The sequence below is a fragment of the Cupriavidus lacunae genome (genome assembly GCF_003353055.1).
GTDB classification, from domain to species: Bacteria; Pseudomonadota; Gammaproteobacteria; order Burkholderiales; family Burkholderiaceae; genus Cupriavidus; species Cupriavidus lacunae.
In genome coordinates this window covers 1-13,736 of sequence record NZ_QKWJ01000079.1, presented here as the reverse complement: position 1 = coordinate 13,736, position 13,736 = coordinate 1, and the positions used below count along the sequence as shown (strand labels likewise).

General features: G+C 61.1%; 11 protein-coding genes and 5 pseudogenes. 13 read left to right on the top strand and 3 right to left on the bottom strand.

Features of this window, described 5'->3' with window-relative positions:
- The first annotated feature begins 402 nt into the window (after positions 1–402).
- Positions 403–1,437 (top strand): Fic family protein, encoded by a 1,035-nt coding sequence (locus DN412_RS34500; protein ID WP_244222917.1) that lies wholly within the window; start codon positions 403–405, stop codon positions 1,435–1,437.
- A gap of 277 nt (positions 1,438–1,714) precedes the next feature.
- Positions 1,715–1,927: pseudogene (locus tag DN412_RS46050) on the top strand (alkyl sulfatase dimerization domain-containing protein); the annotation flags it as partial.
- 84 nt (positions 1,928–2,011) lie between these two features.
- Here the strand turns inward: DN412_RS46050 and DN412_RS44990 are convergent.
- A pseudogene (locus DN412_RS44990) lies at positions 2,012–2,122 on the bottom strand (type II toxin-antitoxin system RelE/ParE family toxin); the annotation flags it as partial.
- Between the two features lie 268 nt (positions 2,123–2,390).
- On the opposite strand from DN412_RS44990, the gene DN412_RS46045 reads away from it, so the two are divergent.
- The 9 genes and pseudogenes from DN412_RS46045 (at position 2,391) to rplI (ending at position 9,976) form a co-directional block, all read left to right on the top strand.
- Positions 2,391–3,200, top strand: coding sequence for an SWIM zinc finger family protein (locus DN412_RS46045; protein WP_425267473.1), 810 nt, complete (start codon positions 2,391–2,393; stop codon positions 3,198–3,200).
- 141 nt (positions 3,201–3,341) lie between these two features.
- Complete coding sequence (locus DN412_RS34485; RefSeq protein ID WP_208647713.1) at positions 3,342–6,080, top strand: DEAD/DEAH box helicase; 2,739 nt, start codon at positions 3,342–3,344, stop codon at positions 6,078–6,080.
- 441 nt (positions 6,081–6,521) lie between these two features.
- Positions 6,522–7,205 carry a hypothetical protein gene (locus tag DN412_RS34480; protein ID WP_115215675.1) on the top strand — a complete coding sequence of 228 codons (684 nt, stop codon included), beginning with the start codon at positions 6,522–6,524 and terminating at the stop codon, positions 7,203–7,205.
- A 108-nt stretch (positions 7,206–7,313) separates the two neighbouring features.
- Positions 7,314–7,487: a hypothetical protein gene (locus DN412_RS34475; RefSeq protein WP_425267472.1), complete on the top strand. Its 174-nt coding sequence runs from the start codon at positions 7,314–7,316 to the stop codon at positions 7,485–7,487.
- Between the two features lie 239 nt (positions 7,488–7,726).
- Positions 7,727–7,981, top strand: a complete 255-nt coding sequence (locus DN412_RS34470) for a hypothetical protein (protein WP_244222916.1) — start codon at positions 7,727–7,729, stop codon at positions 7,979–7,981.
- Between the two features lie 111 nt (positions 7,982–8,092).
- Entirely contained in the window at positions 8,093–8,323 is a 231-nt protein-coding gene (locus tag DN412_RS44975; RefSeq protein WP_425267471.1) for an H-NS histone family protein, read from the top strand.
- A gap of 571 nt (positions 8,324–8,894) precedes the next feature.
- Positions 8,895–9,041: pseudogene (locus DN412_RS43600) on the top strand (30S ribosomal protein S6); the annotation flags it as partial.
- 206 nt (positions 9,042–9,247) lie between these two features.
- The gene (gene rpsR, locus DN412_RS34450) at positions 9,248–9,526 is read left to right on the top strand and encodes a 30S ribosomal protein S18 (RefSeq protein WP_039015607.1); all 279 of its coding nucleotides are present in this window, start codon (positions 9,248–9,250) and stop codon (positions 9,524–9,526) included.
- Positions 9,527–9,547: 21 nt separating this feature from the next.
- A pseudogene (rplI, locus tag DN412_RS34445) lies at positions 9,548–9,976 on the top strand (50S ribosomal protein L9).
- 310 nt (positions 9,977–10,286) lie between these two features.
- Here rplI and DN412_RS34440 read toward each other — a convergent pair.
- Positions 10,287–10,565: a hypothetical protein gene (locus tag DN412_RS34440; RefSeq protein ID WP_425267470.1), complete on the bottom strand. Its 279-nt coding sequence runs from the start codon at positions 10,563–10,565 to the stop codon at positions 10,287–10,289.
- A gap of 610 nt (positions 10,566–11,175) precedes the next feature.
- Positions 11,176–11,307, bottom strand: a pseudogene (locus DN412_RS34430) (lysine transporter LysE); the annotation flags it as partial.
- 152 nt (positions 11,308–11,459) lie between these two features.
- Here DN412_RS34430 and DN412_RS44970 point away from each other — a divergent pair.
- Together DN412_RS44970 and DN412_RS34420 are read left to right on the top strand one after the other, a co-directional pair.
- Positions 11,460–11,759 carry a cupredoxin domain-containing protein gene (locus DN412_RS44970; protein ID WP_244222915.1) on the top strand — a complete coding sequence of 100 codons (300 nt, stop codon included), beginning with the start codon at positions 11,460–11,462 and terminating at the stop codon, positions 11,757–11,759.
- A 299-nt stretch (positions 11,760–12,058) separates the two neighbouring features.
- Positions 12,059–13,495, top strand: a complete 1,437-nt coding sequence (locus tag DN412_RS34420) for a pyridoxal phosphate-dependent decarboxylase family protein (protein ID WP_115215672.1) — start codon at positions 12,059–12,061, stop codon at positions 13,493–13,495.
- The last annotated feature ends 241 nt before the right edge of the window (positions 13,496–13,736 follow it).

Genomic DNA, 13,736 nt, shown 5'->3' with positions numbered 1-13,736 from the left:
TATGCAGCATTTTTGTGCCGACAAGTGATGTGACCGGCTAAGATCGATGAAAGTGGTCTACCGGTTGTGTGAACCGTTAGGGAGCCAAGAGCCGAACCGGCAACCGAACCGGCAACCGAACCGGCAACATTAGGGATGGACTTGCGATTAAGATGAAAGCTAAGTCTATGTATAATGTGGAATTCTAGGAAGGAAGTTACCGGAACCGGAACTGGCAATTTGAGTATGCAATCCGATACGATCGAACTGTACGATAACCCGCGTCACTTCGAGCCTCTCTTACCGCAGAAACGTGTGGAGGAACTTGTGTCCGCCACACGTGTAGTGATTGAAAGGGCTCATAGGTTACAGGGTACTCTAAGTCACTCGGCACGTACGCGGCTGCGCGAGTTGGTGCGCTCAATGAACTCCTACTACTCGAATCGAATCGAGGGTGAGAGCACGCATCCAGTGAACATCGACCGAGCGCTGCAAAAGGACTTCTCTGCCCAGCCAGAAACGGCGAAGTTGCAACGTCTTGCAGTGGCTCATATCGAGGCGGAGCGCGAACTCGAAGGTCTGGTTGTAGATGAGGCTAGCGCCTTAAAGGCGGATTTCTTGTTACTTGCCCATAAAGCGCTCTACGGTCGCCTGACACCCGAGGACCGGTCGACGCACGAGGGGGAGGTCATAGATCCGGGCCAATTGCGCATTGTCGACGTGGCTATTCAACAGCATCACGCTCCCACGCACTCATCGCTGCCGCGCTTCATGGAAAGGATGACTCAAGTCTACGGGCGGCTGATTGGACTAGATGCGCTGCTTTACTCGATCGCCGCTGCGCACCACCGTGCGGTATGGACTCACCCGTTTCGGGACGGCAACGGTCGCGCTGCACGTCTCCAGACGCATTGTGCCTTGTTCCCCCTGAGTGGCGGGCTTTGGTCGGTAAATCGCGGGCTCGCTCGCAAGCGCGACGACTATTACGCCCTACTGAAGAACGCGGACATGCCTCGTCATGGAGATCTCGACGGACGCGGAAACCTCAGCGAGCGTATGTTGTGGGAGTGGTGCCGATTCTTCATTGAACAATGCGATGACCAGGTTTCGTTTATGACGTCACTGCTTGATATCAACGGACTACGCGAGCGCATTCAGGCTCTTGTGGTCTTCCGCAGCCAGCTCGCCGCTTACCCGGAATATCGCCAAGAGGCCGTACTGCCGCTTCACCACCTTGTGGTCGCAGGCCCAGTGCCGCGGGGGGATTTCGTTCAGATGACCGGCCTCGGAGAGCGAACAGGCAGAAAGCTGCTGTCTCAACTCCTAAAAGACGGTCTTCTGATCTCAGAAGATCATTCGCATCGAGGCGCCGTGGGAATCGGGTTCCCTCTGGACTCGCTGACCTTTCTTTTTCCCAACCTCTACCCCGAGGCCGCGACAAGCGTAGAGACGTTTTAAAAAGGCTACAGATCGGCCGAAGACAAGTCTCCTTTTCGCACAACGGGTAGTCGCGCCACCTCTTGGCATACCCAATCGAGTGCCTCGCCGGTTGGCGGTACCCCAGCCAATCCACATGCGCGGCTTAGGGGTAGTCTTGATTTCGGTGCAATTTGCGACGGTTTGCAAACCTAACCGGGTTCTGGGTCATCAAGCCTAAGCTCTTGATTTTCTGAGATTTGCTGTTCGCCTTTGCTTGACGTATCGTGTTTGGCCCACCGCACGGGAGGCGCACGAGATGCAAGGCTGGCAGAGCACGTACTTGGGCGCGCGGGAGGTGCCACGTGAACTCAGCAGTTTCGAATTGCAGACGTTTTTCACATACAGCCGCGCCGAGCGCGTGACTTTTGCACCGGCTGTCGGCCTGGGCAAACTCGGTACGCTGCGCCACAATTCGAGAGCGGTCTATCAACGGTACGTGGTTTGGTATGACGCCAATCCATCGGACCTGAACGACCTGCCGCCGGAAATGGCCGCGAAGAAGTATGTGAAATACATGAGCGGCGCGCCAAGGCCGATTGGGACAAGGGCGACCGATCCGCCTTTTTGCGATGCCGTAGTACACGCGATAGCCGGCGCCCACGTCGACACGCAACTCCCAAACGCCATCTCTGCAAAACTTGTGATCGCCAAAGTTGCCCTGCTCGGCTCAAGCAGCGAACGACGGCACGGATTCTGGCATACAGCGGTACTGCCTTCTGCGTCCCATCATCTTCATACTGTCTAGAAGACTAGATTGTCACCGACTGGCTTGTGGCCGCCCAGGCGCAGCACTATGCCACCAGCTGGGTGACGGTGGTGGACGGCGGCACAAAGCCGGTGACCAGGCGCCAGACCGCGAAGGATGAACGGGACAAAGAACAGGGGGCGCCTGCCGCCCCCGGATGACGGCAGCGACAGCGACGACGGTAGCAATGACAGAAAGAAATCAGCGGGCGAAGGCGATTCGCTGGATCCAGGCCCAGATGGCCGAGTACGGGCTGACGATGGAGGAACTGGAGGCAGCGGGGCGCTTTGATCCGCCGCCGGGGAACGGCACTGATTTGGATAGCGGATTCCCCTCAGATCGGAAAATCCACCGAGCATTGAAGGAGGCCCGGCCAGTGGTGCGACAGTCCTTCGGTAGAACGTGGTGGGGCGAGCAATGGCTCAATGCCCTGACACACATCGACTACGACAATCGTCTGCCGCGCGGGCGGACCTACGCGAACAAAGGAGCGGTCAAGGATCTTGTCGTCAGGGCCGGGACGATCCACGCCCAGGTACAGGGCTCCCGGCCACGTCCCTACCAGGTGACGATCACGGTGCCGCCGCTTTCCGCCAAGGATTCCGCACGGCTTCTGGACGCCATCGCCGCCGAGCCCACCCTGATCGCCTGGATGCTCAACCGGGAACTGGATCCGTCGGTGCTGGACCACGCGCGCAAGCTTGGGATTTCCGTCTTCCCTGCCCGGTGGAAGGACCTCGATATGCAATGCTCCTGCCCCGATTGGGCCGTGCCTTGCAAGCACTTGGCGGCGGTGATTTACCTCCTGAGCCGGGAAATCGATGGCAATCCGTTCCTGGTGTTTTCATTGCGGGGTGTCGACCTGGCGCAAGCCTTGAAGTCGCGCGACATCCACTTGGCGCCGGCAGCTGGGGCTGTCCTCCCCACATTGACCGAGTTGCTGCCGACAGCATCAGAGGCCCTGGCTGATGCGGGGGATGTTGCTGCGCTTGATTAGCTGGATTTCTCCGGGATTCCGGACCTGTCCGGTCCACTGCTACAGGTGCTGCCGGCGCGCCCCACTTTCTTTCCCAACGGAGATTTTCGCGAGACGTTGCGGCGTTTGCTGGCACGGCCGAGTAAGGCCGCGCGACAAGCCATGGATTCGGGCGCCGGTGCCGTCGCCGCGCAGCGCCTCACGTTCTCCGGTGATGACCGCCCGAAGATTGAACTGGACGCAAGATTGCACCCGTCGGTGTTCGGCACGAAGGACATCACCACCATCGAGGCGCTGGAAGCAGCACTGGCCCACGTAGATGCGAGCAATCTGCCAGACGTACAGCCCGAGGTTGCCGCGCTGTTCCACGTCCGCCTGATAGCACTGCAGTTGATCGCGCGTGGTGCGGTGGTCCCGCAAATCCTCTCGGCAGATACCGACACTGTCTTGCTGCGCTGGCTTCCCGCCACGCTCGATGGTGTCGTGGGGAACATCCTGCAGCGCCTTGCCCAAGCGCTGCCGTCAGGCCTAGTCAGGACCGGGACGGGAAGGAAGCGGGCAGTGCTCGCCCGGGAGGCCCAGGCGACATTCCTCTGTTCCCTGTTTCTGAATCACTTCATTCACGCATGGTCGGATGGCGCCAGGGAAAAGCCCCTCGGGAATAAGACGATGGCCTTGTTCTTCTGCACCGGCCGAGCCCGCTACGACGGTCCCGGTGAAGGGGAAATCGCCGCCGGCATTCACACTTGGCTATCCCGATACCATCTGGCGCACCGAGAACATACACCGGTGCTGTGCCTCGAAGAGGCGAAAACGGGCCATTTCGGGCTGACACTTGCAATCGAGCACCGATCGGCTGCACTGGGGGAGCCAGTACCACTGGCTGCGATCCTGAGCGATAGGTCCTGGTCGAAGGCCCGTTTTGGCATTCTGCAGACTGTCGCGCTATTGGCCGAGTTTTTCCAACCGCTCAATGCCTATATCAGGGCTGGCGCCAAGGCGCCCGTCAAGCTTGCTGCGGATGAGCTGCCGGCCTTACTGTTTGATACGCTGCCGGTAATCCGCTTGCTCGGGATTCGCGCGCTGCTGCCGAAGGCGCTCGACCATCTACTGCGACCTCGCCTGTCCATGCAGATCAAGGGTACGGCGACCGATACTGCGGGATTTTTTCGCGCCGACGATGTGTTTGCCTTCGACTGGAAAGTGGCCGTTGGCAACCATTTGCTCACGCGCGCCGAGTTTGAAAGGTTGGTGAAGGATGTCGCAGGCGTTGTACGTTTCAAAGGGGCGTACGTCTATCTGGATCCCAAAGAGATCGAGCGCCTGCGTGCCCAACTGCTTAAGCCATCGGTGCCTTCCGGCGCTGAACTGTTGCGCGTCGCCCTCGCGGGCGAATTCGCCGGCACGACCGTGGGCCTGGATGCCAAGGCCCATAAGATCATTCAGGATTTGGTGGAAGCGGGCACGGTCCCGTTGCCTCGCGGCATCAATGCCACCCTACGCCCTTACCAGCAGCGGGGTTATGCCTGGCTTTATCGCAACGCGCGAATCGGTTTGGGCAGCGTGATCGCCGATGACATGGGGTTGGGCAAGACACTGCAGGTCATCTCTACGCTGCAAAAGCTCAAGGAGGATGGCGCGCTTGACGACGCCAAGGCCCTGGTCATCGTGCCCACCAGTTTGTTGACCAATTGGCAGAAGGAAATTGGGCGTTTCGCCCCCAACCTGAGCGTTGGCATCTTCCACGGCAGCAAGCGTGAGCTCGCGGTGATTCGGCCTGATGTCCTGCTGACGACCTACGGTATCGCGCGTACGGCTGCTGCTACCCTCCATGCCTTGGCATGGCGCGTCGTCATAGTGGATGAGGCCCAGAACATCAAGAACCCGGCTGCCGCCCAGACCAAGGCCGTGAAGGCGATCGCGGCCAGCAGCTTTATTGCCATGAGTGGGACGCCGCTGGAGAACCGTTTGCCCGAGTACTGGAGCATCCTGGACTTTGCCAACCGGGGCTATCTGGGAAGCCTGAACCAATTCGCGCGGGAATATGCGATGCCGATTCAGATCCAGCGCGATCAGCATGTCGTGCAGCGCTTCAAGCGGGTCACGGCCCCCTTCTTGCTGCGACGCCTGAAAGCCGACAAGGCCATCATCAGCGATCTGCCCGACAAGATAGAGCAGGATCAATACTGCACGCTGACCAAGGCCCAGACGGCGCTGTATCAATCGGTGGTACAGGAAGGCTTGCGAGTCATCTCGGGGGAATCCGACACCTTCAAGCGCCAAGGCCTGGTGCTGCAGATGATTCTGGCATTGAAGCAGATCTGTAACCATCCGGCGCAATATTTGAAACAGGGACAGGCCGACGCGGCTGCGTCTGGCAAAGCGGAGCGTTTCTTCGAGATCATCGACGATATCCACGCCAGCCACGAAAAGGTGCTGGTATTCACCCAGTTCCGCGAGATGGGAAACCTGCTCTGCAGTTGGCTGCGACAGCGATATGGCCGCGATCCGCTATTCCTCCATGGGGGAGTCGCGCGAACCAGTCGAGATGCGATGGTCGAGCGATTCCAGAACGACCGTACCGAGCGCGTTTTTATCCTGTCGCTCAAAGCCGGCGGGACAGGGCTCAATCTGACCGCGGCCTCCAACGTCATCCACTACGATCTATGGTGGAATCCAGCGGTGGAAGCGCAGGCAACGGACCGAGTCTATCGCATTGGCCAACAGCGCAACGTTCAGGTCCACCGATTCATCACTCGCGCTACGTTTGAGGAGCGTATCAATGACATGATTCGCGCCAAACGGGAACTGGCCGACTTGGCAGTCGGCACGGGCGAACAGTGGGTCGGTAATCTTAGTGGGGACGAGCTCAAAACACTGTTCAGCTTGGCAGAACGCTGAGTTAGAAATGCTTGGGAGGTTGTCTGCAGTCGCGTCTGTCGTCGGGCGATGCCGGGCATCCACGCCGCAAGGCGTTCGAAGAGCATGCGGCAGAAGTGGCCAACGCCAGGCTGGCCGAGGTTGTGGCGGAAGCTAAGGCAGCAGGCGTCACATGCCAGATCGAAATGACGACCTCGATGCCGTACCAGGGGATCATCGATGCGGCGACCAAGCATGGATGTGACGTCATCTTCATGGCTGGGAATGGATTGAGGTCGAGCAGCACACAAAGGGTTCGGGCCCGGCCAAAGCAACATAGACCTTCTCCCGGGCATAAACTGGAAGGAGGCGGCCGCAGTGTGTTTTGGCGCCCGGCGTTTCTGTTAGCCGCCGGGCAGACTCCCGAGCGTGCCGGCTGCGCGGCGATAGCTACGCCACGCCGAAGCTGCCGTCTCAAATGCCATGAGTTACATTCGCGCACCGTTCACCGACGATCAGGTCCAGAAGCTCAACGAGAACCAGGTCGGCCTCGGCGGCCCGGTTCTGCGCGCCTTCATCTGCAGGAACAGCGCCGATCATCGCCACGGAGTCGAAGGTGGCGCCCCTGGCATCCTGATTGCCACCAAATACGGCTGGGTTTGCCCACACTGCAATTACAAAAGGGACTGGGCCTTCGCGATCATGGCGACCCGGTTGACTCGCCCGCCGACCGCCATCCAATCCTTTGTCTATGCGACGCCCTCAATCGAGAAGGCCAACATCCTCCTCGGCCAATATGAACGGCTTGCGGCAACCGAGCACCCCGGCGCGGCCGTGATGGTCGCCTGCATCAAGAATCGCATCGAGGAAATGTCGCTCCCCGGATTCGGCACTATCGAGCTCAGCGAGATCCCCACCGACGCGGTGGTGAGACAATCAGAAGGACGTAATTACCGAATCGTCTCGGGACAATCCCATCTCCAAGCCGCCCTGCGCCTCACCGGCCGCGCGCTGGTGACGGATGCTGTCACCCATGAGCAGTTACACGTCCATGACATCGACGGCAAACTGTTTGCCATTTCGTCCGGCGCCCAGGCAGTGCTGGACTCAGAAACACTTACGGCGATCGAACACGCCAAAGCCGACCCGCGCGCGAGACGCGCGTGAACTCGTTTCGCTGTACGCCGCACTGAACTCACATGGCATGGATCTCGATGCGAAGAGCGGGAGTCAGGGAGTTCGCCTCCATTTTGGCGCAGTCTCCTACAGGCCGACTTGACCGAGCTGCGCAGCCGCTTCCCCGAAACCCGTGCGCTGTACCGCGAGGTGTGCTGGTTGCTGTTCTTCCGCTACGGTGTCACGCCCACCGCCAACAAGCGCTACAGCCTGGTGCGCAAGGGAAACATGGGCACGCCGGCGGAGGTGCTGCAGCCGCGGGCCGTCAGCTAGCCCGAACTGCGTACCCAATTCTCGACCGAGCTGGAGCGCGCGGGAGCAGGGGAGATCGTACCTTTCGTGCGAAATAGACGCATAGCCTTGTCCCAAGCGGCTCGCCAGGTGATCACCGCCAGCTTTTGCACGAAAGGTACGATCACCCCTAAATGTGCAGAGAGGCTGGCGCAAGGGCGCGCACTGGATTGGCCAAGGCGCAGTTGCGGATGGAAGCGATGCCGCGACTGGAGGCGGAATTGACCGCGCTACGCGCCGCGCTGGAGGAGTCGCGTGCCAGGCGCGCCGCGGCGCAGCGCCGGGCCGAGCGGGCCGAAGCCGAAGCGGCGCTCGCAGGCCAGCTGCTGGCACTATCGCGCGTGGCGCCGCGCGAGCGGGATGGCGGTAGTGAACGGCGGCGCAAGGCCGGCGGCCCGGCGCCGAGCGCGGAGGAAGTACCTGGCGTGCCTGCTACCTCCCTCAACCCCGATGGCAACGACGGCAACAGAAATTGAGCGGGCGGACGCGATACGCTGGATCCAGGCAGAGATGGCCAACTACGGGCTGACGATGGATGAACTGGAGGCGGCAGGCTTCGATCCGCCGCTGCCGCCACCACCCGTCGCGTGTCCGGTCTGTTACCGCAATGCCGAGAGGCTCACTGGGGACGGGCAGGGCTGACGATGGAGGAACTAAAGGCGGCGGGGTGCTTTGATCCGCCACCGCCTCCGCCGCCGCCGGCGGTCTGCTACCGCAATGCCGAAGGGCTCACCTGGGACCGACAGGGTGAGATGCCGGACTGGCCGCGCCGGGCGGTCAATGCGGGGCAGAGCGTGGAGTTTTTCCGGATTGGATAGCTTCGACAGCGGATTAGCCTGGGGCGGTCGTCTGGTGATAGTGGGTTCAGCATGGGCCCGAGGCCCACGCCAGGTAGGCGAGGGCGGTAACCAGCTGGCAGGAGCGGCCAGTATCCCGTAGTACCGCGCGCGGTGGCATGGCCGCTCCGGGTGCCCCGGGAGGTGAAACAGCCAGTTCGGGTGGCGGTCAGCGCGTGCACATTCCATACTGGAAGTGATCGTCCCCGCCGGAATGCAGCGATGCTCGTGGGGACGAGTTTTCGTCTCCGCCTTCCGAAAGGAGGTATCCGATGTGCTACCGGATTCGTGATCTGGATCACCCGCGAGAGAAAGCGGCCCAGCAGCGGCATACTTCGACGACCTTGTCGCCTCGCTCTCGCCTCAACGAGCGCTGGGCGGCGTTGATGGCGTGGCTGCGTCCGTCTCCAAACACAACCAGCCGGGTGACGGCCACATCCTTGGAGCAGGCCGAGCCGGCTGAGGCCGCGGCGAAGCCGATCCCTCGGCCCATTGACCAGGAATGCACCGTCGCCAGCACCGCCCGCGAGTGGGAAGCCGAGACGGCGTAGCCCGTCACAACGATGCCGTGTTGCGTCACCCCATCGTCCAGACCAAGAAGGCCGAAACCGCGCCGTCGCCAATGATGAAGGAAGTGCAGCGCGAAGAAGCCCACAAGGCCGCACTCCAGTCGCCAGCCGAAACCCCAGTAGCGGCCTAAGCATCAAGTAGTGTTGTGGCGCAGGCTTTCATGGCGGCCACGATCGGGCACAATGAGAGTCGTATTACTGTAAGCTGGCCTGGGCTTCCCCGCACTGCGCTCCGCTTCGCACCTGGCCTGACCGCCGCGGGCTCGCAGGCGCCGCAACGGCAAGGTTCTCGTCTTCCATATCGCTGATATGTAAGGCATCGGTAAGGGATCGAATCATGGCATTCATCAAACGTAGCGATAAAAAGAAGAAGCCTTTCAAAAAGGAAAGCTCACTGTTCAAGCGCAAGCGCTATTGCCGCTTCACCGTGGCTGGCGTGGAACAGATCGACTACAAGGATCTGGACACCCTGAAGGACTTCATCGGCGACAATGCCAAGATCACGCCCGCTCGCCTGACTGGCACCAAGGCGCACTATCAGCGTCAGCTCGATACGGCCATCAAGCGCGCGCGCTTCCTCGCGCTGCTGCCCTACACGGACCTGCACAAGCACTGATTGCCCAGGCCGTTAAGGAAAATACGATGCAAGGAAAAAATTATCAGCCTGGGCTGCTTGGGTGACATCGTTCGCGTGAAGGACGGCTACGCCCGTAACTTCTGATCCCGAACAAGAAGGCCCGCCGCGCTACGCAAACCGCCATCAGCGAGCTCGAAGTCAAGCGCGTCGAACTGGAAAAGGCTGCCGCCCAGAAGCTGGCCGCCCGTGCAGGCCGAAGGCGAGAAGCTGAACGGTCTGACCGGAAGTCCGGTGTGGGCGGCTGCCAGTTCGATTCGGTCACCAACGCAGGCATCGCCGAAGCCCTGGGCACCCAAGGCTCATGGTCAAGAAGCCCAGGTGCGCTTGCCCAACGGCCCGCTGAAGCTGGTGGGTGACCAGGTCAGCGTTGCGCTGCATACTGACGTGGCCGTGGACGTGACCGCGTCCGTCCTGGGCGAACACGTCTAAGCATTGGCATTGCCGCCGGCAAGGGCTCTCACCCGGGGCGGTGGAGTGTGTCAGCGAGGGAAGGCAGAAGCGTTCGCTTCTGCCTTTTCTTTGGGCGCGCCCGGCAGGGCGCGCCCATGCCTGCGGCCGGGTTGGGGCACTTGGCAGCGCGACTTCGCGGGATCGGGTGTGCATGACAGCAGCGACGCTCGTGCTTGAACCGATTTTGCAACTCAATACACCGAGGACGCCAGTAGGGAAGGGAGGGTGACTGCATCGATCGCCCGTGACACACGATGGCGCCTGAAGCGGACGACCGAGGCCTCGTCCGCTACCGGCTCCTGCAACAGGCTTTCATCGGTAGCTTGCGTGAAACGTAAGGATACCTCTCATGGCAGGTGGTTGCCGCGCCCTCAGGCTGCCATCTTGCGGCGCTTATCGTCGGTCCGCCCAGGGTCATGCGGGAATGGTCGTTATAGAACTTGTTGATGATGGGCCGGAACTCTTCCTTGACATACTCACTGTAGCGATAAAAGAGGCGACCGAACCGACCTCTGCGCAGGTAGCTGTTGCCCAGCAACCAGTCGGTGACGGGAAAGGTGAGGTTCATGTACTTCATCCGGGCATGTTGCGCACGAATCAATTGTCGTGGACGTGACAGCAATAGTGGAAGGTCTCATAGACCAGGTACCGGGCCACCATTGTCAGAGGAGATGCTGGACGGCCCGCCGGGCGAGCCAAGCGCCGAGGTCCGCGTGCTGGCCGCGTCCGAACGGCGACTGGCGCGGTGGGCAAAGGAAGCGGAGGCGCTGCTGTGCGGGGCCATGACAAAGCTGGGTTGGCCCGCCCGTTCGTACTTTTGAGTGCTAAAGATCGCCCACATCATTGCGGATCTCGACCGCGCCGCGATCCTGCAGGCCGCCAACGTGGGCGAAGCGATTCAATACCGGCGCGCGCTGCGCTACTCGTAGGATGGCGGCGGTACCGCCACTGGCGGTTCCGCCGGTGGCGGTGGATGCTCGATCGGCGGCAAGTCCGGCGGAATGCCCGGGGGCGGCGGCTCCTCGATCGGCGGCACTGTATGGGCCGGCCGGTGGCGGGACTGGGCAAGCGGCGTCAGGAAGGTGCGCATGGGGCGTCTCCGCGATGGCGATCTGCCTTCATTGAAGCAAACCCGCCGCCCGAGTGCCACCAGCACGCCCATGCCCCCGCATAAAGACTCAGGCGGACTGCCTGCGCACGAAGAAGAGCGCGGCGCCTACCGGGACCAGCACGTTGCCGAAGACGCGGTTCTGCCAGCGCACCGCGCGCGCATTGCGGGATTGCCTCTGCATGCGCGAGGCCAGCACGGCGAGATAGCACGGTGTCCGCGCTATGCTTATGCGGCGTGCATAGATGTGGTGGTATGTGCTGGTGTTCGAAGTCCCCGTCGATATCGAGCGGCTCGGCTCGCCGAACTCCTTTGAGACGAAGCGCTCGAACAGTAGTGCTTTCCGAGTCGGTCATGGCTTTCGACGCCGCGAGGCCTATGAGCGGCTCAATCCGCGCCAAGCCCGTCATGCACACCGTGGTGATCGAGGGAACCTGTTTCGAACCGCAGACGCTTAGCATATGGCCCTGTGACATCGTCGTGTGGGTCAACAAGGATCCCTTCCCACACACGGTGACCGCACAATCTGGTGGCTTTGACTCGAAGGGCATCGCGCCAGGCAATTCGTGGAAATACATATCTAGGAGGACCGGCATCTTTCCTTACACCTGCACATTCCATCCGACCATGAAGGCCACACTTAGCGTCGAATAAGCCGGCGCTTTGGCCGCACGGACCGATGTTTCGGTGCGTGCGGCCTCCCTGCCGCAAGGGGCAACGGGCAAGGCCGCTACGCGGTCGTCTCTTCGCGACCCGTTTCCGCCCTTCGACACCGCCCGGTGCCAGCGGCAGGTTTCAAGGTCAAGCGGTCAGACTTTGACGTGACTCGTGGGCGGCTCGTCGGCCCTGGGGAAGGCTTCGCATATGGCCGACAGTGTCGCCCGACAAATAAAGGCCTTAAAACTATTCGCTAGAGCCTCTATAAATAGAGCAATCTTTCGTAGGGGGCCGCCATGTCGGACGAGCAACGCGCCGCTTTCGAGGAGGCTTATGCTCTCGCCATGGCTTTCCATGACTCCCGAACGACGCGCAGGCCTGCGGCGACCGCCAGCTTCGATGAATTGTGGGAAGTACTGTATGCACCCACGCCTGACGATGGCATGTCGCCCCCCGAAGTCATAAGGCAGTTGGCCGCCGGTGTAGACGCAGGCCTCATGGGGGAGGCAGGCCCTCGGTTCTTTGCCAAGGTGATAGGCGGCTCCCATCCAGTCGGCGTCGCGGCCGACTGGCTGACAAGCATGTGGGGGCAAAACAGCGGGAGCTATCTTGGGTCCCCCGCGAATGCAGTCGTAGAGCAAATTGTGGTTGAGTGGCTGCTGGACTTGCTGTCTTTGCCTGCGTGCTGCTCGATAGGCTTCACGACAGGGGCGACGATGGCAACGTTCGTTTGCCTTGCTGCGGCCAGAAGTACGGTTTTGCGACAGATCGGGTGGAATGCCGATGCTGATGGCTTGTTCGGCGCCCCCCCAATCAACGTATGCATCGGCGACGACGCTCATGCCGCCATCTTTGCCGCGTTGCGTTATCTCGGACTTGGGCACGATCGCGTCACCCGAATCGCGACTGATGATGCGGGACGTATGCAGGTTGCCGCGTTGTCCAGGGCCTTGGTGTCCTGCGATGGACCGCTGATAGTCATTGTTCAAGCCGGCCAGATCAACACTGGCGCGTTCGATCCATTCCGGGAGATCGTGGACATTGTGCATCTCCATGGCGGCTGGATTCATGTCGATGGAGCGTTTGGGCTATGGGCCAGAGCCTGTCCGTCCCTGATCCAATTAACCGCGGGCGTCGAACAGGCGGACTCCTGGGCAACCGACGGCCACAAGTGGCTGCAAACGCCCTACGATTGCGGTTATGCCATCGTCCGCGACGCGGATGCACACCGGCACGCGATGGCATACGAAGCGAGCTATCTGCCCGCAGCGGGCGAAGAATGCCGGGAACCCTTTCACTATGTCCCCGAGCTTTCAAGGCGTGCGCGCGGCTTCGCGACGTGGGCGCTTATCCGCACACTCGGGCGCAGTGGCATTGCGGCGATGATTGAGCGACATTGTCTTCTCGCCCGGCGCATGGCGGATCGGCTCGGATCTGAAGCCGGTGTTGAGATTCTCAATCAAGTGGAGCTGAACCAGTTTGTCGTACAGTTTGGCATGGAAGGGCCGCCTGAGCGCCGAGATCAAGTAACCAGGGCCACCATCAAGCGAGTCCAAGCTGCGGGAATCTGCTACGTCGCGGAGGCCACTTGGCACGGCAGGCTCGTCATGCGCTTCTCCGTCATTTCGTGGGCCACGGCTGAAGAGGATATCGATCGATCGGCGGATTCGATTATCGCGGCCTGGCGAGAGGTCAGCGCCGGGTACAGCGAAGCGAATGAGCGCGCTTCTTGAGTCGCACCTCTTGTTAGCGGGTCCTCGCGGCCTGCGAGTTGGCTTCCATACGAAAGGCCGTGTCGCGAAGCGGTGTGATACTTGCGCTCAGCGAGCGCTCGCTATCTGGGCGGAGCGGACGTTTACTCACCAGTCGATAAGTAAGTCGACAAATTGGGGAACTTTGCGATGCCCGTGCCGGTCGGATCGTGTATGAAACGAGACGGACGTACATTTGACCATCAGACGCTGGAGGCGATTC